At 53.6% G+C, this 24777-nt stretch carries 19 protein-coding genes, 3 tRNA genes, 4 rRNA genes and 1 pseudogene; 13 read left to right on the top strand and 14 right to left on the bottom strand.

Annotated features, from left to right (window positions below; all coding sequences use genetic code 11):
- Window positions 1-168: 168 nt before the first annotated feature.
- From DVA44_RS02315 to DVA44_RS02285, 7 genes are all read left to right on the top strand, one after another.
- Entirely contained in the window at window positions 169-1308 is a 1140-nt protein-coding gene (locus DVA44_RS02315; RefSeq protein WP_114385640.1) for an efflux RND transporter periplasmic adaptor subunit, read from the top strand.
- Between the two features lie 10 nt (window positions 1309-1318).
- Window positions 1319-4432, top strand: coding sequence for an efflux RND transporter permease subunit (locus DVA44_RS02310; protein ID WP_114385639.1), 3114 nt, complete (start codon window positions 1319-1321; stop codon window positions 4430-4432).
- A gap of 320 nt (window positions 4433-4752) precedes the next feature.
- A complete protein-coding gene (locus tag DVA44_RS02305; protein WP_114316555.1) occupies window positions 4753-4974 on the top strand; it encodes a lipoprotein in 222 nt (73 codons plus the stop codon).
- A 366-nt stretch (window positions 4975-5340) separates the two neighbouring features.
- Window positions 5341-6366: an amino acid ABC transporter substrate-binding protein gene (locus tag DVA44_RS02300; protein WP_103177249.1), complete on the top strand. Its 1026-nt coding sequence runs from the start codon at window positions 5341-5343 to the stop codon at window positions 6364-6366.
- 68 nt (window positions 6367-6434) lie between these two features.
- Entirely contained in the window at window positions 6435-7616 is a 1182-nt protein-coding gene (locus DVA44_RS02295; protein WP_114385638.1) for an amino acid ABC transporter permease, read from the top strand.
- Between the two features lie 9 nt (window positions 7617-7625).
- Window positions 7626-8729, top strand: a complete 1104-nt coding sequence (locus DVA44_RS02290; protein WP_114385637.1) for an amino acid ABC transporter permease — start codon at window positions 7626-7628, stop codon at window positions 8727-8729.
- Window positions 8730-8736: 7 nt separating this feature from the next.
- Window positions 8737-9495 carry an amino acid ABC transporter ATP-binding protein gene (locus DVA44_RS02285; RefSeq protein WP_114385636.1) on the top strand — a complete coding sequence of 253 codons (759 nt, stop codon included), beginning with the start codon at window positions 8737-8739 and terminating at the stop codon, window positions 9493-9495.
- A gap of 101 nt (window positions 9496-9596) precedes the next feature.
- On the opposite strand, the gene rrf (DVA44_RS02280) is transcribed toward DVA44_RS02285, so the two are convergent.
- The 7 genes from rrf (DVA44_RS02280) to DVA44_RS02250 form a co-directional block, all read right to left on the bottom strand.
- Window positions 9597-9712 (bottom strand): 5S ribosomal RNA (rrf, locus tag DVA44_RS02280).
- A 43-nt stretch (window positions 9713-9755) separates the two neighbouring features.
- Window positions 9756-9831, bottom strand: a tRNA-Thr gene (locus DVA44_RS02275).
- Window positions 9832-9845: 14 nt separating this feature from the next.
- A 5S ribosomal RNA gene (gene rrf / locus DVA44_RS02270) occupies window positions 9846-9961 on the bottom strand.
- A gap of 64 nt (window positions 9962-10025) precedes the next feature.
- Window positions 10026-12930 (bottom strand): 23S ribosomal RNA (locus tag DVA44_RS02265).
- Window positions 12931-13096: 166 nt separating this feature from the next.
- Window positions 13097-13172: transfer RNA gene (locus tag DVA44_RS02260), tRNA-Ala, on the bottom strand.
- Between the two features lie 36 nt (window positions 13173-13208).
- Window positions 13209-13285: transfer RNA gene (locus tag DVA44_RS02255), tRNA-Ile, on the bottom strand.
- 69 nt (window positions 13286-13354) lie between these two features.
- Window positions 13355-14893 (bottom strand): 16S ribosomal RNA (locus tag DVA44_RS02250).
- The 16S, 23S and 5S rRNA genes sit together here with 3 tRNA genes alongside, the layout of an rRNA operon.
- A 469-nt stretch (window positions 14894-15362) precedes the next feature.
- Here DVA44_RS02250 and DVA44_RS02240 point away from each other — a divergent pair.
- Window positions 15363-15917: a gamma carbonic anhydrase family protein gene (locus DVA44_RS02240; RefSeq protein ID WP_103177253.1), complete on the top strand. Its 555-nt coding sequence runs from the start codon at window positions 15363-15365 to the stop codon at window positions 15915-15917.
- Here DVA44_RS02240 and DVA44_RS02235 read toward each other — a convergent pair.
- The 6 genes and pseudogenes from DVA44_RS02235 to dprA form a co-directional block, all read right to left on the bottom strand.
- On the bottom strand, window positions 15893-16141 hold the full coding sequence (locus tag DVA44_RS02235; RefSeq protein WP_103825488.1) for a DUF1488 domain-containing protein: 249 nt from the start codon (window positions 16139-16141) through the stop codon (window positions 15893-15895). The genes DVA44_RS02240 and DVA44_RS02235 overlap by 25 nt on opposite strands.
- The gene (gene aroE / locus DVA44_RS02230; protein WP_114385635.1) at window positions 16138-16956 is read right to left on the bottom strand and encodes a shikimate dehydrogenase; all 819 of its coding nucleotides are present in this window, start codon (window positions 16954-16956) and stop codon (window positions 16138-16140) included. Before aroE ends, DVA44_RS02235 begins: the two co-directional genes overlap by 4 nt.
- 4 nt (window positions 16957-16960) lie before the next feature.
- Entirely contained in the window at window positions 16961-17533 is a 573-nt protein-coding gene (gene tsaC, locus DVA44_RS02225; RefSeq protein WP_103825486.1) for an L-threonylcarbamoyladenylate synthase type 1 TsaC, read from the bottom strand.
- A 4-nt stretch (window positions 17534-17537) separates the two neighbouring features.
- Window positions 17538-18080 carry a type I DNA topoisomerase gene (locus tag DVA44_RS02220; protein ID WP_114316550.1) on the bottom strand — a complete coding sequence of 181 codons (543 nt, stop codon included), beginning with the start codon at window positions 18078-18080 and terminating at the stop codon, window positions 17538-17540.
- A gap of 26 nt (window positions 18081-18106) precedes the next feature.
- Window positions 18107-18580: a DUF494 family protein Smg gene (gene smg, locus DVA44_RS02215; protein WP_039032055.1), complete on the bottom strand. Its 474-nt coding sequence runs from the start codon at window positions 18578-18580 to the stop codon at window positions 18107-18109.
- Window positions 18552-19600 (bottom strand): annotated as a pseudogene (gene dprA, locus DVA44_RS02210) (DNA-processing protein DprA). Before dprA ends, smg begins: the two are co-directional and overlap by 29 nt.
- Window positions 19601-19727: 127 nt before the next feature.
- Between dprA and def the strand changes: the two are divergent.
- The 5 genes from def to mscL all read left to right on the top strand — a co-directional run bounded on the left by def (window position 19728) and on the right by mscL (window position 24513).
- Window positions 19728-20237: a peptide deformylase gene (def, locus tag DVA44_RS02205; protein ID WP_103825484.1), complete on the top strand. Its 510-nt coding sequence runs from the start codon at window positions 19728-19730 to the stop codon at window positions 20235-20237.
- A 25-nt stretch (window positions 20238-20262) separates the two neighbouring features.
- Window positions 20263-21210 carry a methionyl-tRNA formyltransferase gene (fmt, locus tag DVA44_RS02200; protein WP_114385634.1) on the top strand — a complete coding sequence of 316 codons (948 nt, stop codon included), beginning with the start codon at window positions 20263-20265 and terminating at the stop codon, window positions 21208-21210.
- Window positions 21211-21262: 52 nt separating this feature from the next.
- Window positions 21263-22549, top strand: a complete 1287-nt coding sequence (gene rsmB / locus DVA44_RS02195; protein ID WP_114388363.1) for a 16S rRNA (cytosine(967)-C(5))-methyltransferase RsmB — start codon at window positions 21263-21265, stop codon at window positions 22547-22549.
- A gap of 22 nt (window positions 22550-22571) precedes the next feature.
- Window positions 22572-23948 (top strand): Trk system potassium transporter TrkA, encoded by a 1377-nt coding sequence (gene trkA, locus DVA44_RS02190; protein ID WP_103177260.1) that lies wholly within the window; start codon window positions 22572-22574, stop codon window positions 23946-23948.
- 148 nt (window positions 23949-24096) lie between these two features.
- Window positions 24097-24513, top strand: coding sequence for a large-conductance mechanosensitive channel protein MscL (gene mscL, locus DVA44_RS02185; protein WP_103177261.1), 417 nt, complete (start codon window positions 24097-24099; stop codon window positions 24511-24513).
- On the opposite strand, the gene DVA44_RS02180 is transcribed toward mscL, so the two are convergent.
- Window positions 24481-24726 (bottom strand): alternative ribosome-rescue factor A, encoded by a 246-nt coding sequence (locus DVA44_RS02180; RefSeq protein ID WP_114388362.1) that lies wholly within the window; start codon window positions 24724-24726, stop codon window positions 24481-24483. The genes mscL and DVA44_RS02180 overlap by 33 nt on opposite strands.
- Between the last annotated feature and the right edge of the window lie 51 nt (window positions 24727-24777).

The following is a 24777-nucleotide window of genomic DNA, read 5'->3' as shown; positions in this document are numbered from 1 at the left end:
TTACGCTCGCTCGCTGCTCTTTTTTTTATCCTCAGTTCATTCTCCGCACTTATAAATCAAAAACCCGCACGGCCATTCTTTATTATGGCGCCCGCCCTTTTCCGTTTACCTCTATTTAACGCTTAACCATGTCGGTTAATGCGGATTGATGATTTTGAAGGAATAGTCATGACGCCTAATTTCAGGTTTTTACCCTTATCCGGTTTTATCATCGGTGCCGCATTGCTTGTGGGTTGTGATGATCATGCAGGCCAGGCGCAGCAGCCGCCGACACCCCAGGTCGTGGTGCATGTCGTGAAGAGTGCGCCGCTGGAGGTGACCACCGAACTGCCTGGTCGGACCGATGCTTATCGCGTCGCCGAGGTTCGCCCGCAGGTCAGCGGCATTGTACTGAAGCGCAACTTTACTGAAGGCAGCGATGTGAAAGCTGGTGAGTCGCTGTATCAGATCGATCCCGCCTCTTATCAGGCCGCATTTGACAGTGCGTCGGGGGAACTGGCAAAAGCCCAGGCTGCCGCCAGCATTGCTCACCTGACGGTAAAACGTTATTTACCCCTGGTCGGCACGCAGTGCGTCAGCAAACAGGAGTACGATCAGTCAGTGGCGAATGCCCGTCAGGCTGATGCCTCGGTGATTGCGGCCAAAGCCGCCGTCGAAACCGCGTGCATCAACCTTGCGTACACCAAAGTGACATCGCCTATCAGCGGGCGGATCGGTAAATCCAGCGTCACCGAAGGTGCCCTGGTCGCGAACGGACAGGCCACAGCGCTGGCAACGGTTCAGCAGCTTGATCCGATTTATGTCGATGTTACACAGTCCAGCAACGATTTTATGCGTCTCAAGCAGTCCAGCCTGCAGACCGGCGAAGGCACCAGCAGCGTACAGCTGTTGATGGAGAACGGTCAGCCCTATCCATTAAAAGGATCGCTGCAATTCTCAGATGTCACCGTGGATGAGAGCACCGGCTCCATCACCCTGCGGGCTATCTTCCCCAACCCGCAACATATCCTGCTGCCCGGCATGTTTGTCCGCGCGCGCATTAATGAAGGCACCCAGCCGCACGCCATTCTGGTTCCACAACAGGGCGTTACGCGCACCCCACGCGGTGAGGCCAGCGTGATGGTGGTCAACAGTAAAAATCAGGTTGAAGCCCGTAACGTTGTCGCCCCTCAGGCAATTGGCGATCAATGGCTGGTTACAGACGGCCTACAGGAAGGCGACCGGGTGATTATCAGCGGGCTGCAAAAAGTACGTCCTGGCGTCGCGGTGGTGGCAACGCCGGACACCGCTGCGCAGAAAGTGGGATAAGGAACAGAGCATGGCTAACTTCTTTATTCAGCGCCCAATCTTTGCGTGGGTGCTGTCCATTATCCTGATGCTGGCGGGCGGGCTTGCGATCCTCAAGCTGCCGGTGGCGCAGTATCCCACCATTGCGCCGCCTGCAGTGGCTATCTCGGCGACCTATCCCGGCGCGGATGCCCAGACGGTGCAGGATACGGTTACCCAGGTTATCGAGCAGAACATGAACGGTATCGATAACCTCATGTACATGTCCTCCACCAGCGATTCAGCGGGCAGTGTTACCCTCACCCTGACCTTCCAGTCGGGAACCGATCCGGATATCGCTCAGGTACAGGTGCAGAACAAGCTGCAGCTGGCCATGCCGTTACTGCCGCAGGAAGTGCAGCAGCAAGGGATTAGCGTGGAGAAGTCGAGCAGCAGCTTCCTGCTGGTGGCCGGTTTTGTCTCGGACAATAAGAACCTGAGCCAGGAAGATATCTCGGATTATGTCGCCTCTAACGTCAAGGATGCTATCAGCCGCACCTCCGGGGTGGGCGATGTGCAGCTGTTTGGCGCCCAGTATGCGATGCGTATCTGGCTGGATGCGAATAAGCTGAACGCCTATCAGTTAACGCCGCTGGATGTGATTAACCAGTTAAAAACCCAGAACAACCAGATTGCCGCCGGCCAGCTCGGCGGAACGCCGTCGGTGCCGGGCCAGCAGCTCAACGCCTCCATCATCGCCCAGACGCGCCTGAAAACCGCAGAGGAGTTTGGCAACATCACCCTGAAGGTCAACCAGGACGGGTCGATGGTGCATCTGAAAGATGTCGCCCGCATTGCGCCAGGTGGTGAAAACTACAACATGGTGACCAAAATCAATGGTCAGGCGGCAACCGGGCTCGGTATTAAGCTCGCTACCGGTGCCAACGCGCTGGATACCGCCGCGGCGATTAAAAGCAAACTGGCGCAGCTGCAAGCCTTTTTCCCGCAGGGGCTGAAGGTGGTCTACCCCTATGACACCACGCCGTTCGTGAAGATCTCTATTCATGAAGTGGTCAAGACGCTGTTTGAAGCCATCATTCTCGTCTTCCTCGTGATGTACCTGTTCCTGCAAAACCTGCGGGCCACGCTCATCCCGACCATTGCCGTGCCGGTGGTTCTGCTGGGCACCTTTGCGGTGCTGGCGGCGTTTGGCTTCTCGATAAACACCCTGACCATGTTTGGTATGGTGCTGGCAATAGGCTTGCTGGTGGATGATGCCATCGTGGTGGTGGAAAACGTCGAGCGCGTGATGGTGGAGGAAAAACTCCCGCCTAAAGAGGCGACGCAAAAATCGATGTCGCAAATTCAGGGGGCGCTGGTCGGCATCGCCATGGTGCTCTCAGCGGTATTTATCCCGATGGCCTTTTTCGGCGGCTCCACCGGGGCGATTTATCGCCAGTTCTCTCTGACCATTGTTTCGGCGATGGCCCTCTCGGTACTGGTGGCGCTGATTCTGACTCCTGCCCTGTGTGCCACCCTGCTGAAAGCTCCCAGCGAGCATCATGAGAACAAAGGCGGCTTTTTCGGCTGGTTTAATGCCCTGTTCGACAGAAGCGTGGCCCATTACAGCAACAGCGTGAGCCATATTCTGCGTAAGACGGGCCGCTACCTGGTGGTCTATGTCCTGATTGTCGGCGGCATGGCGGTGCTATTCCTGCGTCTGCCCACCTCCTTCCTGCCGGAAGAGGATCAGGGCGTGTTTATGACGATGGTGCAGCTCCCGGCGGGCGCGACGCAAAGCCGCACCCAGAAGGTGCTGGATCAGGTTGAGCACTACTACCTCAACAATGAGAAGGCCAACGTAGAATCGGTGTTTACCGTTAACGGCTTCAGCTTCAGCGGCCAGGGGCAAAACGCCGGGGTGGCGTTTATCAGCCTGAAGCCTTGGGAGGAGCGCCCGGGTGCGGAAAACAGCGTTGGGGCCATCGTCAGCCGGGCAACACGGGCCTTTAGTCAGATCAAAGACGGGCTGGTCTTCCCGTTCAACCTGCCCGCCATTATCGAACTGGGCACCGCAACGGGCTTCGATTTTGAACTGATTGACCAGGCCAACCTGGGACATAACCAGCTGACGCAGGCGCGAAACCAGCTGCTGGGCATGATCAAAGAGCACAGCGATATGCTGGTGCGTGTACGACCCAATGGGCTGGAAGATACCCCGCAGTTCAAGCTGGATATCGATCAGGAGAAAGCGCAGGCGCTGGGCGTGAGCGTGTCGGACATCAACCAGACCATCTCCACCGCGCTGGGGGGAACCTATGTCAATGACTACATCGACCGTGGCCGGGTGAAGAAAGTCTATGTCCAGGCGGATGCCCACTTCAGGATGCTGCCGGAGGATATTAATCGCCTCTATGTCCGCAGCGCCAACGGTGAAATGGTGCCGCTCTCCGCGTTCAGCCAGTCGCACTGGATCTATGGCTCACCGCGCCTGGAGCGCTATAACGGCAGCCCTTCCATGGAGATCCTCGGGGAAGCCGCGCCCGGCAAGAGTACCGGTGAAGCCATGGTGCTAATGGAAAAACTGGCGGCGAAACTGCCAACCGGCATCGGTTACGACTGGACAGGCATGTCGTATCAGGAACGGCTCTCCGGCAACCAGGCGCCTGCCCTGTATGCCATCTCGCTGGTGGTGGTGTTCCTCTGCCTGGCGGCGCTGTATGAGAGCTGGTCGATTCCTTTCTCGGTGATGCTGGTGGTGCCATTAGGGGTGGTTGGCGCCCTGCTGGCCGCTTCCCTGCGTGGGCTGAATAATGACGTCTACTTCCAGGTGGGGCTGCTCACCACCATTGGTCTGTCGGCAAAGAACGCCATCCTGATTGTCGAGTTTGCTAAGGATCTGATGGAGAAAGAGGGGAAAGGGATTATTGAAGCCACGCTGGAGGCATCACGCATGCGCCTTCGTCCCATCCTCATGACCTCGCTGGCATTTATCCTTGGCGTGTTGCCGCTGGTCATCAGTCACGGAGCGGGCAGCGGCGCGCAAAACGCCGTGGGGACCGGCGTGATGGGCGGTATGCTTTCAGCTACCCTGCTGGCAATCTTCTTTGTGCCGGTCTTCTTTGTGGTAGTGCGGCGACGCTTTACGCGTCATTCAGAGCAGTAATGAGTAAAGGCGCTTCGGCGCCTTTTCTTATGATAATAAACAGGGAGTTAGCCTTACTATTTATTTACCTTATTGATTAGCGGTCCAATGAATTGTTTGCTTACGTTTTTCAGCATTCGACTATTTACGCTGTCTCTCTCCTCATTCTCTCCATTATTGCCCCGCAAGAATGACCATTTCTCCATATTTTTTACAATCCAAATAATTTGAGATTATTGACGTTTCATGGCGATTTTGAAGCGGTGGTAAAATAGCCTCCAGCTTTGCAGAAGTCGTTACTGGTTATATCGCAAAGTTAGATTTCATTTTGAGGTAACACCATGAAAAGATTCATTTCGGTTGCACTCCTTGCCACGTTGCTTGCGGGCTGTGCACATGACTCACCGTGCGTACCGGTATACGACGATCAGGGCAGACTGGTTCACACCAATACCTGTATGAAAGGCACCACGCAGGATAACTGGGAAACCGCGGGGGCGATCGCAGGTGGCGCAGCGGCTTTAGCTGGCCTGACACTGGGTATCATTGCCGTGTCCAAGTAATCCAGGAAGCGCGGATCCGTCCGCGCTTTTGCTTTTCCATTGCAGATGAACAAATAAGCCTGAATGGGCTCACATCTTATTTTCTTTCTATTTTCCCGCTATTAACCCTCCGTTTTATTTATCCCTTTACCCATCCATATTTTGCTCTGATTTGTGGCGCAGATTGTAATTTCGCACCATTTCAGGGCGCTCGATTTAATTATCACTGCCTGCATCCTGCTTTACGCGTTGTGTAATCCCTTATTACGTTGAAAGCAAAAGCTGGCATTACGTTTGCTTTATTCACGTCGGCCACAGCCACAGACAGGTTAAAGCGTTTATAAACGCCTCACTATAACGATAATTTTTCGCTACACAGGATGCATTATGAAAAAGATGATGATGGCCAGCCTCGCCGCTGCAGGAGTGCTCATTGCAATGACCGGCCAGGCTCAGGCGGGTGCCACTCTGGATGCAGTTAAACAAAAAGGGTTTGTGCAATGCGGGATCAGTGACGGTCTGCCGGGTTTCTCTTACGCCGACGCCAACGGTAAGTTCTCCGGTATTGATGTCGACGTGTGCCGTGGCGTTGCCGCTGCGGTATTCGGTGACGACACCAAAGTGAAATATACCCCGCTGACGGCGAAAGAGCGCTTTACTGCCCTGCAATCCGGCGAAGTGGATATGCTTTCGCGTAATACCACCTGGACCTCATCCCGTGATGCCGGGATGGGAATGACCTTCACCGGTGTGACCTATTACGACGGCATTGGTTTCCTGACGCACAATAAAGCGGGCCTCAAAAGTGCGAAAGAGCTGGATGGTGCCACCGTCTGTATTCAGGCGGGTACGGATACTGAGCTGAACGTCGCCGACTATTTCAAAGCCAATAACATGAAATATACGCCAGTGACCTTTGACCGCTCTGACGAATCCGCCAAAGCGCTGGAGTCCGGCCGCTGCGATACCCTGGCCTCGGATCAGTCTCAGCTCTATGCGCTGCGGATCAAGCTGAGCAATCCGGCGGAATGGATCGTCCTGCCAGAAGTGATCTCCAAAGAGCCGCTGGGGCCGGTCGTCCGTCGCGGGGATGATGAATGGAACGCTGTCGTTCGCTGGACGCTGTTCGCCATGCTCAACGCGGAAGAGATGGGTGTCAACTCGAAGAACGTCGATGAGAAGGCGGCTAATCCGGCCACGCCTGATATGGCCCATCTGCTGGGCAAAGAAGGAGATTACGGCAAGGATCTGAAGCTGGATAATAAATGGGCGTACAACATCATTAAAAAGGTGGGTAACTACGCGGAGATCTTCGAGCGTAACGTTGGATCTGAGAGCGCGCTGAAGATCAGCCGTGGGCAGAACAACCTCTGGAACAATGGCGGCATTCAATACGCGCCGCCAGTACGCTAAGCATCTTGCTGTAACGGGCACTGCCAGCGCAGTGCCCAGTCCAGAGTCATGGTTACCCGAGGTTTTATATGTTCCATCGCCGCTTAGCCCTGAAAGGAGCCCTCTCCTTTTCTAATCCTGCGGTTCGCGCCTGGCTGTTTCAGATCCTCGCTGTTCTCGCTGTCCTGGCCGTCGCGATCTACCTGTTCCACAACACTGTTACCAACCTCAGCACACGCGGCATTACGTCGGGCTTTGCCTTCCTTGACCGTAGTGCAGGGTTTGGCATTGTTCAGCACTTAATTGATTACGGTGAAGGCGATACCTATGGCCGCGTATTCCTTGTCGGCCTGATGAATACCCTGCTGGTTTCAGCATTATGCATTGTGTTTGCTTCTCTGCTGGGCTTTTTCCTCGGACTCGCGCGTCTCTCGGATAACTGGCTGCTGCGTAAGCTCTCCACATTTTATATCGAGACCTTCCGTAACATTCCCCCGCTGCTGCAGATCTTCTTCTGGTATTTCGCCGTCCTGCGCAACCTGCCTGGCCCCCGTCAGGCGGTGGATGCGTTCGATCTGGCCTTTTTAAGCAACCGTGGTCTCTATATCCCCGCGCCGCAAATTGCCGAAGGGATGCTGGCATTGCTGGCCGCGCTGGCGTGCGTAATTGGCGTTTCGGTTGCGCTGTTTCGCTACAATCGCATGCATCAGATTAAAACCGGCCAGCTACGGCGCACCTGGCCCGTCACCCTGGCTTTAGTGGTGATCCTGCCGTGGCTGGCGCATACAATAGCTGGCCCGGCAATGCACTGGGATGTTCCGCAGCTGAAGGGGTTTAACTTCCGCGGCGGCATGGTGTTGATCCCGGAGCTGGCCGCCCTGACGCTGGCGCTCTCCATCTATACCTCGGCCTTTATCGCAGAAATTATTCGCGCCGGTATTCAGGCCGTTCCCCATGGTCAGCATGAGGCTGCTCGCTCCCTTGGGCTTCCCAATCCGGTCACTCTGCGCCAGGTCATCATCCCCCAGGCCTTACGGGTGATCATCCCTCCGCTGACCAGCCAGTATCTCAACATCGTGAAAAACTCCTCTCTCGCGGCGGCGATCGGCTATCCCGATATGGTCTCGTTGTTTGCCGGAACCGTTCTTAACCAGACCGGCCAGGCAATAGAAACCATTGCCATTACGATGTCGGTCTACCTGATTATTAGCCTGACCATTTCACTGTTGATGAATATCTACAACCGTCGTATCGCGCTGGTTGAACGCTAAGGAACCATGATGACAAAAGCGGTCTTGTCTCACCCTGCGCGTCCGGCCACTACCGGCAACGGACGCATCATTAACTGGGCTCGTAAAAACCTGTTCTCCAGCTGGAGCAACAGTTTGCTCACCCTGTTCTGCTTCTGGCTGATGTGGGAGCTTATCCCTCCGCTGCTCAACTGGGCATTTTTGCAGGCTAACTGGATCGGTACCACCCGTGCCGATTGCACAAAAGAGGGAGCCTGCTGGGTCTTTATTCATCAGCGCTTCGGCCAGTTTATGTATGGGCTCTATCCCCACGATCAGCGCTGGCGCATCAACCTTGCGCTGGTTATCGGGCTGCTCTCTGTCGTTCCCATGTTCTGGAAGAGGCTACCCCATCGGGGACGATACATCGCCTGTTGGGCGGTGATATATACCCTGCTCGTCTGGGGACTGTTGTATGGCGGCGTGCTGGGGCTGGATCGCGTTGAAACCCGCCAGTGGGGCGGTCTGACGCTGACGCTCATTATCGCCTCGGTAGGGATTGCCGGCGCATTGCCATTAGGGATTTTACTGGCGCTGGGTCGCCGCTCAACCATGCCGGTCGTGCGCGTCCTCTCGGTAATTTTTATCGAGTTCTGGCGCGGCGTTCCGCTTATCACCGTGCTCTTTATGTCTTCCGTGATGCTACCGCTGTTTATGGCGGAAGGCACTACCATCGACAAGCTGATCCGCGCCCTGGTCGGCGTCATTCTGTTCCAGTCTGCTTATGTCGCCGAGGTCGTGCGCGGCGGATTGCAGGCGCTCCCCAAGGGCCAGTATGAAGCAGCCGAATCGCTGGCGCTGGGTTATTGGAAAACGCAGGGACTGGTGATCCTTCCCCAGGCGCTGAAGCTGGTGATCCCGGGCCTGGTGAACACCATCATTGCGCTGTTTAAGGACACCAGTCTGGTGATCATCATTGGATTATTCGATCTGTTCAGTAGCGTGCAGCAGGCTACCGTCGACCCGGCGTGGCTGGGCATGTCGACAGAAGGCTACGTTTTTGCAGCACTTATCTACTGGATTTTCTGTTTTAGCATGTCGCGCTACAGCCAGCATCTGGAAAAGCGCTTTAACACCGGGCGTACACCGCACTGAGGAACCTATGAGCCAGATAACTATGACCCCCGCTGACGCGATGATTACCCTGGATAATGTGAATAAGTGGTACGGGCAATTTCATGTGCTGAAAAACATTAACCTGAAGGTGAAACAAGGCGAGCGTATTGTCCTTTGTGGGCCTTCAGGCTCGGGTAAATCAACAACGATCCGCTGCATCAACCATCTGGAAGAGCATCAGCAAGGCCGGATTGTGGTGGATGGGATCGAGCTGAATGACGACATCCGCAACGTTGAGCGTGTTCGCCAGGAGGTGGGCATGGTCTTCCAGCATTTTAATTTATTCCCTCATCTGACCGTTCTGCAAAACTGTACTCTGGCGCCTGTCTGGGTCCGTAAGATGCCAAAAAAAGAAGCTGAAGCACTTGCCATGCACTATCTGGAGCGGGTACGCATTGCTGAACACGCTCATAAGTTTCCGGGACAGATCTCGGGCGGTCAGCAGCAACGCGTGGCCATCGCCCGCTCTCTGTGCATGAAACCTAAAATAATGCTGTTTGATGAGCCGACTTCAGCGCTCGATCCCGAGATGGTGAAAGAGGTTCTGGATACGATGATAGGCCTGGCGGAATCTGGGATGACCATGCTCTGCGTCACGCACGAGATGGGCTTCGCCAGAACCGTGGCGGACCGGGTGATCTTTATGGATCGCGGAGAAATTGTCGAGCAGGCACCGCCGGAAGAGTTCTTCTCCCACCCCAAATCAGAACGTACGCGCGCGTTTTTGTCGCAGGTTATCCACTAATGTTGATTGGCCCGGCGGCGCTGTACGCGTCGGGCCATGGCTTTTGTGGCGCAGAAATGCAAAAAGGCCATCCTTTCGGATGGCCTTTTCACTTGTTTGATGTCTGGCAGTTCCCTACTCTCGCATGGGGAGACCCCACACTACCATCGGCGCTACGGCGTTTCACTTCTGAGTTCGGCATGGGGTCAGGTGGGACCACCGCGCTACAGCCGCCAGACAAATTCTTTTACTTCTTGCCGAACTTTAACCTAAGTATAAAGTGGTGCTGATACCCAGAGTCGAACTGGGGACCTCACCCTTACCAAGGGTGCGCTCTACCAACTGAGCCATATCAGCACGCTAAATTTGATGCCTGGCAGTTCCCTACTCTCGCATGGGGAGACCCCACACTACCATCGGCGCTACGGCGTTTCACTTCTGAGTTCGGCATGGGGTCAGGTGGGACCACCGCGCTACAGCCGCCAGGCAAATTCTGTAATCTGTATCAGCTGAAAATCTTCTCAAACCCACCGAAACAGCTTCGGCGTTGTAAGGTTAAGCCTCACGGTTCATTAGTACCGGTTAGCTCAACGCATCGCTGCGCTTACACACCCGGCCTATCAACGTCGTCGTCTTCAACGTTCCTTCAGGACTCTCAAGGAGTCAGGGAGAACTCATCTCGGGGCAAGTTTCGTGCTTAGATGCTTTCAGCACTTATCTCTTCCGCATTTAGCTACCGGGCAGTGCCATTGGCATGACAACCCGAACACCAGTGATGCGTCCACTCCGGTCCTCTCGTACTAGGAGCAGCCCCCTCAATTCTCCAGCGCCCACGGCAGATAGGGACCGAACTGTCTCACGACGTTCTAAACCCAGCTCGCGTACCACTTTAAATGGCGAACAGCCATACCCTTGGGACCTACTTCAGCCCCAGGATGTGATGAGCCGACATCGAGGTGCCAAACACCGCCGTCGATATGAACTCTTGGGCGGTATCAGCCTGTTATCCCCGGAGTACCTTTTATCCGTTGAGCGATGGCCCTTCCATACAGAACCACCGGATCACTATGACCTGCTTTCGCACCTGCTCGAGCCGTCACTCTCGCAGTCAAGCCAGCTTATGCCATTGCACTAACCTCCTGATGTCCGACCAGGATTAGCTGACCTTCGTGCTCCTCCGTTACTCTTTAGGAGGAGACCGCCCCAGTCAAACTACCCACCAGACACTGTCCGCAACCCGGATTACGGGTCCACGTTAGAACACCAGCCATTAAAGGGTGGTATTTCAAGGACGGCTCCATGCAGACTGGCGTCCACACTTCAAAGCCTCCCACCTATCCTACACATCAAGGACCAGTGTTCAGTGTCAAGCTATAGTAAAGGTTCACGGGGTCTTTCCGTCTTGCCGCGGGTACACTGCATCTTCACAGCGATTTCAATTTCACTGAGTCTCGGGTGGAGACAGCCTGGCCATCATTACGCCATTCGTGCAGGTCGGAACTTACCCGACAAGGAATTTCGCTACCTTAGGACCGTTATAGTTACGGCCGCCGTTTACCGGGGCTTCGATCAAGAGCTTCGCGTTGCCGCTAACCCCATCAATTAACCTTCCGGCACCGGGCAGGCGTCACACCGTATACGTCCACTTTCGTGTTTGCACAGTGCTGTGTTTTTAATAAACAGTTGCAGCCAGCTGGTATCTTCGACTGATTTCAGCTCCACCCGCAGGGGCTTCACCTACATATCAGCGTGCCTTCTCCCGAAGTTACGGCACCATTTTGCCTAGTTCCTTCACCCGAGTTCTCTCAAGCGCCTTGGTATTCTCTACCTGACCACCTGTGTCGGTTTGGGGTACGATTTGGTGTTACCTGATGCTTAGAGGCTTTTCCTGGAAGCAGGGCATTTGTTGCTTCAGCACCGTAGTGCCTCGTCATCACACCTCAGCGTTAACAAGGTACCGGATTTACCTGGAACCTCCGCCTACATGCTTAAACCGGGACAACCGTCGCCCGGCCAACATAGCCTTCTCCGTCCCCCCTTCGCAGTAACACCGAGTACAGGAATATTAACCTGTTTCCCATCGACTACGCCTTTCGGCCTCGCCTTAGGGGTCGACTCACCCTGCCCCGATTAACGTTGGACAGGAACCCTTGGTCTTCCGGCGAGCGGGCTTTTCACCCGCTTTATCGTTACTTATGTCAGCATTCGCACTTCTGATACCTCCAGCATGCCTCACAGCACACCTTCGCAGGCTTACAGAACGCTCCCCTACCCAACAACACATAGTGTCGCTGCCGCAGCTTCGGTGCATGGTTTAGCCCCGTTACATCTTCCGCGCAGGCCGACTCGACCAGTGAGCTATTACGCTTTCTTTAAATGATGGCTGCTTCTAAGCCAACATCCTGGCTGTCTGTGCCTTCCCACATCGTTTCCCACTTAACCATGACTTTGGGACCTTAGCTGGCGGTCTGGGTTGTTTCCCTCTTCACGACGGACGTTAGCACCCGCCGTGTGTCTCCCGTGATAACATTCCTCGGTATTCGCAGTTTGCATCGGGTTGGTAAGCCGGGATGGCCCCCTAGCCGAAACAGTGCTCTACCCCCGAGGATGAGTTCACGAGGCGCTACCTAAATAGCTTTCGGGGAGAACCAGCTATCTCCCGGTTTGATTGGCCTTTCACCCCCAGCCACAGGTCATCCGCTAATTTTTCAACATTAGTCGGTTCGGTCCTCCAGTTAGTGTTACCCAACCTTCAACCTGCCCATGGCTAGATCACCGGGTTTCGGGTCTATACCCTGCAACTTAACGCCCAGTTAAGACTCGGTTTCCCTCCGGCTCCCCTATACGGTTAACCTTGCTACAGAATATAAGTCGCTGACCCATTATACAAAAGGTACGCAGTCACACCCCGAAGGATGCTCCCACTGCTTGTACGTACACGGTTTCAGGTTCTTTTTCACTCCCCTCGCCGGGGTTCTTTTCGCCTTTCCCTCACGGTACTGGTTCACTATCGGTCAGTCAGGAGTATTTAGCCTTGGAGGATGGTCCCCCCATATTCAGACAGGATACCACGTGTCCCGCCCTACTCTTCGAGTTCACAGCATGTGTGCTTTCGTGTACGGGAGTATCACCCTGTACCCTGCGACTTTCCAGACGCTTCCACTAACACACAAGCTGATTCAGACTCCGGGCTGCTCCCCGTTCGCTCGCCGCTACTGGGGGAATCTCGGTTGATTTCTTTTCCTCGGGGTACTTAGATGTTTCAGTTCCCCCGGTTCGCCTCGTTAGCCTATGTATTCAGCTAACGATAGTGTGTCGGAACACACTGGGTTTCCCCATTCGGACATCGCCGGGTCAAGGGTTCATATCACCTCGCCGGCGCTTTTCGCAGATTAGCACGTCCTTCATCGCCTCTGACTGCCAGGGCATCCACCGTGTACGCTTAGTCGCTTAACCTCACAACCCGAAGCTGTTTCACTTCGCGTTGTGAAAATTTGAGAGACCCGAACACACTTAACGTGTGTCGTTTCAATTTTCAGCTTGATCCAGATTTTTAAAGAGCAAAACTTCGCAGCGCACCTTCGCAGGTACACTCTGAAGTTTTCAGGTTGTGCAGTAAAGATGGTGGAGCTATGCGGGATCGAACCGCAGACCTCCTGCGTGCAAGGCAGGCGCTCTCCCAGCTGAGCTATAGCCCCATCGTAGTTAATCTCTTCAAATTTGCGTTGCAAATTTGGTAGGCCTGAGTGGACTTGAACCACCGACCTCACCCTTATCAGGGGTGCGCTCTAACCACCTGAGCTACAAGCCTGCAGAGATTTTTACTGCTAATTTTCATCAGACAATCTGTGTGAGCACTACAAAGGCAGGTTCTTTAAGGTAAGGAGGTGATCCAACCGCAGGTTCCCCTACGGTTACCTTGTTACGACTTCACCCCAGTCATGAATCACAAAGTGGTAAGCGCCCTCCCGAAGGTTAAGCTACCTACTTCTTTTGCAACCCACTCCCATGGTGTGACGGGCGGTGTGTACAAGGCCCGGGAACGTATTCACCGTAGCATTCTGATCTACGATTACTAGCGATTCCGACTTCATGGAGTCGAGTTGCAGACTCCAATCCGGACTACGACGCACTTTATGAGGTCCGCTTGCTCTCGCGAGGTCGCTTCTCTTTGTATGCGCCATTGTAGCACGTGTGTAGCCCTACTCGTAAGGGCCATGATGACTTGACGTCATCCCCACCTTCCTCCAGTTTATCACTGGCAGTCTCCTTTGAGTTCCCGGCCTAACCGCTGGCAACAAAGGATAAGGGTTGCGCTCGTTGCGGGACTTAACCCAACATTTCACAACACGAGCTGACGACAGCCATGCAGCACCTGTCTCAGAGTTCCCGAAGGCACCAAGCCATCTCTGGCAAGTTCTCTGGATGTCAAGAGTAGGTAAGGTTCTTCGCGTTGCATCGAATTAAACCACATGCTCCACCGCTTGTGCGGGCCCCCGTCAATTCATTTGAGTTTTAACCTTGCGGCCGTACTCCCCAGGCGGTCGACTTAACGCGTTAGCTCCGGAAGCCACGCCTCAAGGGCACAACCTCCAAGTCGACATCGTTTACGGCGTGGACTACCAGGGTATCTAATCCTGTTTGCTCCCCACGCTTTCGCACCTGAGCGTCAGTCTTTGTCCAGGGGGCCGCCTTCGCCACCGGTATTCCTCCAGATCTCTACGCATTTCACCGCTACACCTGGAATTCTACCCCCTCTACAAGACTCAAGCCTGCCAGTTTCAAATGCAGTTCCCAGGTTGAGCCCGGGGATTTCACATCTGACTTAACAGACCGCCTGCGTGCGCTTTACGCCCAGTAATTCCGATTAACGCTTGCACCCTCCGTATTACCGCGGCTGCTGGCACGGAGTTAGCCGGTGCTTCTTCTGCGAGTAACGTCAATCACTGTGGTTATTAACCACAATGCCTTCCTCCTCGCTGAAAGTACTTTACAACCCGAAGGCCTTCTTCATACACGCGGCATGGCTGCATCAGGCTTGCGCCCATTGTGCAATATTCCCCACTGCTGCCTCCCGTAGGAGTCTGGACCGTGTCTCAGTTCCAGTGTGGCTGGTCATCCTCTCAGACCAGCTAGGGATCGTCGCCTAGGTGAGCCATTACCCCACCTACTAGCTAATCCCATCTGGGCACATCCGATGGCAAGAGGCCCGAAGGTCCCCCTCTTTGGTCTTGCGACGTTATGCGGTATTAGCTACCGTTTCCAGTAGTTATCCCCCTCCATCAGGCAGTTTCCCAGACATTACTCACCCGTCCGCCACTCGTCACCCGAGAGCAAGCTCTCTGTGCTACCGTTCGACTTGCATGTGTTAGGCCTGCCGCCAGCGTTCAATCTGAGCCATGATCAAACTCTTCAATTTAAGTTTGATGCTCGTGAATTAAACTTCGTAATGAATTACGTGTTCACTCAGAGACTTGGTATTCATTTATTGTCCGAGGACATTAAGAATCCATGTCACTTTGAGTGCCCACACAGATTGTCTGATAAATTGTTAAAGAGCAGTGCAACGCGGCTTTCGCTCACCGTTGCGAGGTGGCGTATATTACGCTTTCCTCTTTCAGAGTCAAGCGATTATTTTCGCTTTTCTCCTCAACCGGCCCGGCTGTCTGTGTGAAGTGATTCACATCCGCCGTGTCGATGGAGGCGCATTATAGGGATCCCAGTTTTTAGCACAAGCATTTTTTCGATCTTTTCTTCTGACTGTTCTTTTTTCGTTCTTTCCGCTGAAATCCCATCCGATATGCTCAAATAATGACGTAACTGGCCCTTGATCAAGCTACGTATTAGGATCACAGTCATCAAAAGAATGCACATCAGTCGAGGTTGATATGTCTGCAGTACTCCGTCCCTATAAAGATCTTTTCCCAAAACAAGGCGATCGCGTCATGATCGACAGCAGTAGCGTGGTCATTGGCGATGTCCGACTGGGTGATGATGTCAGCATCTGGCCGCTGGTTGCCATTCGTGGAGATGTGAATTACGTCGCTATCGGCGCCCGTACCAATATTCAGGATGGCAGCGTGCTGCATGTCACCCATAAATCTTCTTATAACCCTGAAGGTAATCCCCTGATCGTTGGTGAAGAGGTCACTGTCGGTCATAAAGTGATGTTGCACGGCTGCACGATCGGCAATCGCGTTCTGGTCGGCATGGGATCGATTTTACTGGATGGTGTGGTAGTAGAAGATGACGTAATGATTGGTGCTGGTAGTCTGGTTCCGCAAAACAAGCGGCTCGAGAGCGGCTTTCTCTATTTAGGGAGTCCGGTAAAACAGATCCGCCCCCTGACGGAAGCGGAAATAGAAGGGTTAAAGTACTCAGCCAATAACTACGTAAAATGGAAGAATGACTATCTGGATCAGGAAAGCCAGAACCACCCTTGATCGTCCTCGTCACCCTTGCGGATCGCATCGCTGGCTTCTTCTTCCAGATCCCAGCGATGTTCACGAAACATCTCAATTGGCAGGCCGTCACCAAAACGACGCGCCAGCGTCCCTGCTTCAATGGCACACATCATTTGCATGCCGTTTACCAGCGCGGGAAAACAGACTGCCTGTTTATCTTCATCCCAGCTTTCTCGATCCGGGAACTGGATCGCCTGGTTCATGCCGATAGCTCCAGTTTGAGTTTTTCAATGACCGGCTCCACTTCCGGCAGCACGCCGTGCCAGAGCATCACCGCATGCGCGGCCTGCCCCACCAGCATCCCCAGCCCATCAGCCACACGTTTTGCGCCTTGCCGTTCACACCAGCTCAGAAAAGGTGTTTTGCCTTTCTGATAGAACATGTCATAGCAATTAACCTGTCCATTGATCAATGACGCCGGAATGGCGGGAACATCGCCGCCAATGCCGCTTGAGGTCGCATTAACGATCAGATCAAACTCATGGCCGCTTAGCGCGTCCATGGCAACCGCATGAATGCTGCCAGTGTGGGCAAACAGAGCAGCCAACTCTTCTGCCCGGGAGTAGGTACGATTCGTAATGGTTACTGCGCAATCCAGGGAGAGCAGAGGTAAAATCACACCTCGCGCCGCGCCGCCCGCGCCAATCAAAAGAATACGCGCGCCAGGTTTGATAAATGACAGACGTTCCAGATCGCTCAGCAGGCCAATGCCATCAGTGTTGTCTCCCAGAATTCGGCCATCTTCAAGCAGCTTGAGCGTATTCACAGCTCCCGCAAGAGAGGCGCGCTCGGTTAACTCATCGGCACGCCCGAATGCCTCTTCTTTAAAAGGTACGGTGACATTCGCCCCTTTTCCGCCACCAGCGAAAAAAGCCTCCAGCGTCGTCACAAAGGCATCAACGGGTGCAAGCACACGGCCATAAGGGTGATCGATATGCAACTGCTGTGCGAACTGTTGGTGAATAAACGGCGATTTGCTATGCGCAACTGGATTACCAAAAACGGCGTACGCTTCCATCTGATTACCCCTGGCGAAAAAGTTCGCCGGTCAAAGCATCACGAATTTCTGACGGGTTCAGGCGACCACTGGTTTCACCGATGACCACCGGGAACTCACTGCCAAACTGCGCTGACACCTCTTCTGCAGTGCGGCAAGGAGGCAATCCCGTCAGATTGGCGCTGGTAGAGACCAGCGGTTTACCAAAGCGATTACATAGTTCGATAACTAATGGATGGTCCGTCACGCGAACAGCAAGGGAGTCAAAACGCCCCGTCAGCCATCGAGGCGTTGTCGGCAGCGCCGGAAACACAAACGTTACCGGCCCGGGCCAGGAGGAGAAAATGGTTTCACGCTGCGCTGACGTCAACATAGAATCATCTATATAAGGTTTAAGCTGTTCAAAACTGGCGGCGATGAGAATCAGCCCTTTTTCTACCGGGCGCTGTTTAAGCGTTAAGAGACGTGTTACGGCTACTTCGCTGTCGGGATCGCATCCCACCCCAAAAACCGCTTCTGTTGGATAGGCGATGACTTCTTCATTTTTCAGCACATCCACTGCATGCGCAACGGAGCCTGACTGCAGGTTATTCTTCACTTTTTTATTCCGCCGAAACCGGCTTTCCACATTGTTTACTGGCGCAGAAGCGCTTCATACCTTGCGCCGTTTTTTTCTCGATAAGTAGCGGGTAATGGCACTCAGGGCAGCTGCCCGCCACTGGTTTGAAATTGGTAACAAACTGACATTCAGGATAACGATCGCAGGAGTGGAATGTCTTACCATAGCGTGAACGGCGTTGCACGAGATGACCGCTGCCGCATTGCGGGCAGGCTACGGCTGTTTCATCAGGTTTATCGATTTGTTCGGTGTGATGACATTCGGGATAGCGACTGCAGCCGATAAACATGCCAAAACGCCCCTGGCGCAGCGCCAGATCCCCGCCACATTCCGGACAGGCTTGTCCCTCCAGAATCTTAACAATATGCCCGTCCGCCTGGTTTTTCAGGGGACGGACATAATCACATTCTGGATAGTGTGAACAACCGAGAAACGGCCCGTGTTTACCGGACCGGATAACAAGTTCTGCCCCACACTGCGGGCAGGACTCATGTTTACGCACCGTAAATAGTGCTGATTTGGCCATAACAACTCTTGGTGCTGCACAATGAATTAATGCAGCATACCTTCATTCACTTCAAAGAGTAATTCTTCCATTTGCTGATAGGCATTTTCACACCCTGGAATATTGAACAGAACCATCAGGATGACCCACTTCAGGTCCTCCAGCTCAAATTCTGCGGTATCCAGCGCCATGACGCGCTCTATCACCATTTCTCGTGTTTCGAGGTTCAGCACCTGAATCTGCTCAAGGAATAAGATAAATCCCCGGCAACTGGCATCCAGCCTTTCACACTCTTCAGCCGTATAGATGCGTACAGACAGTGGATCGGAAACTAACTGCATCGGTTCGGCAAGGCCTTCCTGATAATCAGCCAGTTTTTCCAGCCATATTAACGCGTTGTAGATATCTTCCCGTTCGAAACCTGCATCGGTGAGATCGCGTGTGAGTTTGTCCTGATCCACGCGTGCTTCAGCTTCGTTATGGATGTAAGTCTCAAACAAATACATGAGTACGTCGAACATGGCTTGCCCTCCTTAATCGGACATAGCCGCCGGGTACAGCTGCGATCCATCCTGCTAACTCCAGTTCGAGTAGCTGTGCTACGGTTACTGGCACAGGTTGGCCGGCACGTTCAGCGACAACGTCAACAGGTGTTACCTCATCTCCTACGTTAGCCAGGAGCTCAGGAAATGGCAATGCTACCTGGTCCTGATCTGAAGAATAAAGCCAATTTTTGGGATCCTCTGGCAGCCAGTTCAGTCCGTTTTGCAACGTTTCCAAAATATCTTCTGCCGTTGTCACGGGAGTCGCCCCTGCTCAAGGGCGCATTTGGCGGTAACGAGAGAACCGCTTCTTATCATCGCTTCGATAACGAACACACCCTGACTGAGGCCGCTAATGATGCGGTTACGTCGCGGGAAATTACCTGGCCAGGGAGGTGTCGCGAGTGAAAACTCAGAGATCACTGCACCACCGCTTTCAACAAGACGCATGGCCAGCGACGAATGGCGGCGGGGATAGACATCCGCCAGACCGTTGCCCAGCACCGCGACGCTTTTGCCTTTAACGTTGAGCGCAGCGCGATGCGCTATACCATCGATGCCGCAGGCCAGCCCGCTGGTAATCGTCAGGCCCGCCTGGGCTAACTGCTCACAAAGCGCTTTGCCCCAACGCTCTCCATACCAGGAATGAGAACGGCTGCCGACCACGGCAAGTTGCAGACTCGACAGCACCGAAAGGTCCCCCTTAACAAACAAAGCCCCAGGGTAATCGGCAATAGCGCGAAGCTGGTCCGGATAGAGGGCATTATCCGCACATATCAGATGATGGTCCTGTCCGGCCAGCCAGGCCATACTGCGGTCGAGCTCCCGCGGTGAAAACGATAAAAACTTCTCCTTTTGCCTGTGGGTGAGCCCCCTTTCCACGAGCAGAGCACCATCAATATGGGGTTCGCGCTGCAGCTGCTGCGCTATCGCCACCATCTTATCGCCGTACATATCTCCCGTGCTTATCAGGCGTAGCCAAATCTCTGTGGATGTCATCCTTTCCCCTGCCAGAAGCCGCTATAGCAATCTTTGCGATTGGTCACTGATGCTGTCAATCAGAGGGGGTTTTGTCTAGAATAGAGGTTATATTCTTATCAACTCCTGAATACGACTCTGGAAATATATGGCAGTTTTGCAAGTGTTACATATTCCGGACGAGCGCCTTCGCAAAGTCGCCGAGCCGGTTAAAGAAGTGAATGCAGAAACTCAACGTATCATTGATGATATGTTCGATACGATGTACGCCGAAGAAGGCATCGGCCTCGCGGCGACTCAGGTGGATATTCACCAGCGCATCATTGTGATCGACGTTTCTGAGAACCGCGACGAGCGCCTGGTATTAATCAATCCGGAGCTTCTGGAAAAAAGCGGTGAAACCGGTATCGAAGAAGGCTGCCTCTCTATCCCTGAGCAGCGAGCACTGGTACCGCGTGCAGAAAAGGTCAAAATCCGCGCGCTTGATCGCGACGGTAAGCCGTTCGAACTGGAAGCGGATGATCTGCTGGCCATCTGCATTCAGCATGAGATGGATCATCTGGTCGGTAAACTGTTTATCGATTATCTCTCTCCACTGAAGCAGCAGCGTATTCGTCAGAAAGTAGAGAAACTGGATCGCATGCGCGCTCGCGCTTAATGTGACCCCGGATACAAGGAATAACGTGTCTACATCACTACGTATCATCTTTGCAGGAACACCTGACTTCGCAGCGCGTCATCTCGACGCGCTGTTGTCGTCTGGTCATAAGGTTGTTGGCGTGTTTACTCAGCCCGATCGTCCGGCAGGCCGTGGTAAAAAATTGATGCCGAGCCCGGTTAAAGTCCTGGCTGAAGAGCACGGTTTACCGGTCTTTCAACCTGCGTCGTTACGGCCGCAGGAAAATCAGCAGCTGGTTGCGCAGTTAAATGCAGATGTCATGGTGGTTGTGGCGTATGGCCTCATCCTGCCGAAAGCGGTGCTTGATATGCCGCGTCTGGGCTGCATTAATGTCCACGGTTCACTTCTCCCACGCTGGCGTGGCGCAGCGCCGATCCAGCGTTCGTTGTGGGCTGGCGATGCCGATACTGGCGTGACGATTATGCAAATGGACGTAGGGCTGGATACTGGCGATATGCTGCATAAGCTCTCTTGTCCTATTACCGCCGAAGATACCAGTGCCACCCTGTATGACAAACTGGCAGAGCTTGGGCCAAAAGGGCTGATTGATACACTGCAACAGCTTGCAGAGAATCGGGCTCAACCAGAAGTTCAGGACGAAGCATTAGTGACCCATGCTGAAAAGCTCAGCAAAGAAGAGGCCCGCCTCGACTGGACTCTCCCTGCTGCTCAGCTTGAACGCTGCATTCGGGCTTTCAATCCATGGCCAATGAGCTGGCTTGAGATAGACGGACAGCCGGTGAAGGTATGGAAGGCCTCCGTGATTGATGGCCAAACTCACGCTGCACCGGGAACAATCATTGAAGCCAGTAAACAGGGTATTCAGGTCGCGACAGTTGAAGGGATCCTTAATCTGGAATCCTTACAACCAGCAGGTAAAAAAGCCATGAGCGCGCAGGACCTTCTTAACTCCCGCCGTGAATGGTTTACCCCTGGCAACAGTCTCGCCTGAGATCATCTCAAATTAAGGCCCGGTGTTTCCGGGCATTTTTATTTTTGCGGTTATGAAAAAACAAAATTTACGCAGCCTGGCAGCACAGGCGATTGAGCAAGTGGTCGAGCAGGGTCAGTCCCTGAGCAATGTCCTGCCACCGTTACAGCAAAAGGTTTCCGATAAAGATAAGTCGCTGCTTCAGGAGTTGTGCTTTGGTGTTCTGCGCACGTTACCCCAGATGGAGTGGCTGATCGGAAAACTTATGGCGCGCCCGATGGCGGGCAAGCAACGCGTCATTCACTACCTGATCATGGTCGGCTTCTATCAGCTGCTGCATACCCGCATTCCACCTCATGCCGCACTGGCAGAGACCGTAGAAGGCGCGGTTGCGGTAAAACGCCCGCAGCTGAAAGGGTTGATCAACGGCGTGTTGCGACAGTTCCAACGTCAGCAAGATGAATTACTGGCTGAGTTTGCCCGCACGGAAAAACGTTTCCTGCATCCTGACTGGTTATTAAAGCGTCTGCAAAAAGCCTATCCTGAGCAGTGGGAAGTGCTAATTAATGCCAATAACCAGCGTCCACCTATGTGGCTACGCGTTAACCGCAATCACCACACCCGGGACGCCTGGCTGGCGCTACTGGAAGAGGCCGGGATGACCGGGTTCCCTCATCCTGAATACAGCGATGCAGTGCGTCTGGCGGCCCCTGCACCGGTACATGCTCTGCCTGGCTTTGAACAGGGCTGGGTTACCGTTCAGGACGCTTCAGCCCAGGGTTGCATGACCTGGCTTGAGCCGCAGAATGGCGAGCGGATCCTTGATCTTTGCGCCGCGCCAGGCGGTAAGACAACGCATATCCTGGAAGTCGCACCACAGGCGAACGTGATGGCTGTCGACGTTGACGAACAGCGTCTTTCGCGTGTCTACGATAATCTCAAACGTCTGGGTATGAAGGCGGAGGTTAAGCAGGGTGACGGGCGTACCCCTGGGCAGTGGTGCGGGGATGAGCAGTTCGATCGCATTTTACTGGATGCCCCTTGCTCAGCGACTGGCGTTATCCGCCGCCATCCGGATATCAAATGGTTGCGCCGCGGCCGGGATATCAACGAACTGGCACAGTTGCAGTCAGAGATCCTCGACGCTATCTGGCCGCATCTGAAAACAGGCGGGACGCTGGTTTATGCCACCTGTTCTGTTCTGCCGGAAGAGAATAGCCAGCAGATCGCTGCGTTCCTGAAGCGCACACCTGATGCCCGCCTGCATCTGACCGGCACACCAGAACTGCCCGGCAAGCAAAACCTGCCAGGGGCAGAAGAAGGCGACGGTTTCTTTTACGCTAAGCTAATCAAAGAGTGATGTTGATAACGGGTCACAAGATATGAAGATAATCATTCTGGGCGCGGGGCAGGTAGGCGGTACGCTGGCAGAAAACCTGGTCGGTGAGAATAACGACATCACTATCGTTGATACTAATGGCGATCGTCTGCGCGGCCTGCAGGATAAATTCGATCTGCGCGTGGTTCAGGGGCATGGCTCTCATCCACGCGTGTTGCGTGAAGCCGGAGCGGACGACGCAGACATGCTGGTTGCTGTCACCAGTTCTGATGAAACGAATATGGTGGCCTGTCAGGTGGCCTATTCGTTATTTAATACCCCAAACCGAATCGCGCGTATACGTTCGCCGGATTACGTTCGTGACGCCGATAAGTTGTTTCAGTCCGATGCGGTGCCAATCGATCACTTAATCGCGCCGGAACAGCTGGTTATCGACAGTATTTATCGCCTGATTGAATACCCGGGCGCACTGCAGGTTGTGAATTTCGCAGAAGGCAAGGTCAGTCTTGCGGTAGTAAAAGCCTACTATGGCGGCCCGCTGATCGGTAACGCACTCTCTACGATGCGCGAACATATGCCGCACATCGATACGCGCGTCGCCGCGATTTTCCGTCATGACCGCCCTATTCGTCCGCAAGGCTCTACCATTGTCGAAGCCGGTGATGAGGTCTTCTTTATCGCCGCGTCACAGCACATCCGCGCGGTAATGAGCGAGCTTCAGCGACTGGAAAAACCCTATAAGCGCATCATGCTGGTCGGGGGCGGTAATATCGGCGCTGGCCTGGCCCGGCAGCTGGAAAAAGACTACAGCGTAAAATTGATCGAACGGGATCAACAGCGCGCCGCTGAACTGGCAGAAAAACTGCAAAATACGATCGTTTTTTATGGCGATGCATCGGATCAGGAGCTGCTTGCCGAAGAGCATATCGATCAGGTTGATCTTTTCATTGCGGTTACCAACGACGACGAAGCCAACATCATGTCAGCGATGCTGGCGAAACGGATGGGTGCGAAAAAGGTTATGGTGCTTATCCAGCGCAAAGCCTATGTCGATCTGGTGCAGGGAAGCGTTATCGATATTGCGATTTCGCCGCAACAGGCCACTATCTCTGCCCTGCTGAGTCACGTGCGAAAAGCGGATATCGTTGGCGTTTCTTCCCTCCGTCGTGGAGTGGCAGAAGCTATCGAAGCCGTGGCGCATGGCGACGAGAGCACCTCCCGTGTGGTTGGGCGTACCATTGATGAGATTAAGCTCCCGCCGGGCACTATCATTGGTGCAGTGGTGCGGGGTAACGATGTCATGATCGCTAATGACAATCTACGTATTGAGCAGGGCGATCACGTTATTATGTTCCTGACAGACAAAAAGTTTATTACCGACGTCGAGCGCTTATTCCAGCCAAGTCCTTTCTTCCTCTGACGCTTGCAAAGGTGCTGTTTTCAGCACCTTTTCTTTTTAACCCAATAATATGTAAGGGTTATATTTCTGTGACGTACGTCTCTCTTCAATGGCAATCCGCTAATGATTTGTTAGACTTGTATTTGTCAGCTGGCACAAGGAGAACAAAATGAGTTTTATTAAAGAATTTCGCGAATTTGCGATGCGCGGAAACGTAGTGGATTTGGCTGTGGGTGTGATTATTGGTGCGGCGTTTGGCAAGATCGTTTCATCACTGGTTGCGGATATCATCATGCCACCACTGGGCCTTTTAATTGGCGGAATAGATTTCAAGCAATTCGCCATAACGCTGCGGGAAGCGCAAGGTGATGTCCCTGCAGTGGTAATGCACTATGGCGTGTTTATTCAAAACGTATTTGATTTCATGATTGTTGCTTTTGCCATCTTTATGGCCATTAAGCTCATCAACAAATTAAACCGTAAGAAAAAAGAAGAACCGGCTGCGCCGCCAGCCCCATCGAAAGAAGAAGTGCTGCTTACTGAAATTCGTGACTTACTGAAAGCGCAGAACAACCGCACTTTGTAAGCCGCTCAAAGCAAGAAGGCCAGTGGTAAGAAAGCGATTCGCTTGCTTGCCACTGGCCTCCCAGTTACCCCGTTTTGCATGTTTAGTTTTGCGCAGATAACTTCCTTTCCCTTTCTTATTCTTCTCGATCCGCTGTCTGAATAAAGGATCATGCAGTAACGCCTCGATGGCATTGTCGTTGATCTGACCTTTCTTGTGTTGATAATGGCTCATACTTTCTCCAGTGTTCAAAATATCGACGCGAGTGTAGAAGGTGCTGACAAT

Origin of the sequence: Leclercia sp. W17, assembly GCF_003336325.1 — a bacterium.
GTDB lineage: Bacteria > Pseudomonadota > Gammaproteobacteria > Enterobacterales > Enterobacteriaceae > Enterobacter.
Note: the sequence above shows the minus strand (reverse complement) of the source record. Positions and strands in the feature narration are given on the sequence as shown.